The sequence below is a fragment of the Pontibacter fetidus genome (genome assembly GCF_010119545.1).
Classification (GTDB): Bacteria; Bacteroidota; Bacteroidia; order Cytophagales; family Hymenobacteraceae; genus Pontibacter; species Pontibacter fetidus.
In genome coordinates this window covers 1-746 of record NZ_JAAEAA010000047.1, presented here as the reverse complement: position 1 = coordinate 746, position 746 = coordinate 1, and the positions used below count along the sequence as shown (strand labels likewise).

1 pseudogene is annotated in these 746 nt (G+C 59.8%); it reads left to right on the top strand.

Annotated features, from left to right (window positions below):
* Positions 1-102: 102 nt before the first annotated feature.
* Positions 103-746: pseudogene (locus GWO68_RS17695) on the top strand (transposase); the annotation flags it as partial.

The following is a 746-nucleotide window of genomic DNA, read 5'->3' as shown; positions in this document are numbered from 1 at the left end:
AACATGAGTCATCCCGAATTTTAGGTTAGGGATTTCTAAAAAGTAAAAGCCTTCTTTTCGTAAGTGACAGTAGTATCAGGTCACTTTAGAAAAGGAGGCTTTATGCATTTATTATCAAATACGCAGCAGCCGGCAGAAAGGATCAGTTCTGTTTTTCACCGTCGGCTATCTGATTTCCTCTCCCCCCTGCTCCAAGTCCTGGATGCGCGGCTGGACCGGCGCCTGGTCCATACCTTTTCGCTGCTGGTGGAGGCCATCATCCGTTTTCGCCACCGCCAGCACGGCTTGCTGTTAAGCGAGCTGGGCGCTTACCTGCTTTCCCCTGCCAAAGCCCCGGCCGGTACCAAGCGTATCAGCAACCTGCTGCGCTCAGGTAAGTGGCAGTATAGCCTGCTGGCAGACTGGCTCCGGGCGCAGGCCAAAGCGCAGCTGGCCCAGTGGCCTGCCCAGCCACTGCTGCTGCACTGGGACGAGAGTGTGGTGGAAAAGCCGGAGAGTATTCACTCCCAGGGGCTTTGCCCGGTCAGAAGCGCCAAAGCCCGGCGCCTGGTACGCCTTCGTCCGGGCTTTTTCAACCCGCCCCTGCAGCGCCCGGTACAGGTGCCGGGCTTTCACTGGCTGGGCCTTTTGCTCATGGGCCTGCACACTGTGCCCTGTCTCTACCTGCAGGCATGGTGGAGTACGCGCCTGGCGTCCGGCAGCGAGCAGGCGGCCACGCTCCGGCGGCGGTGCCTGGAGCAGGCCGT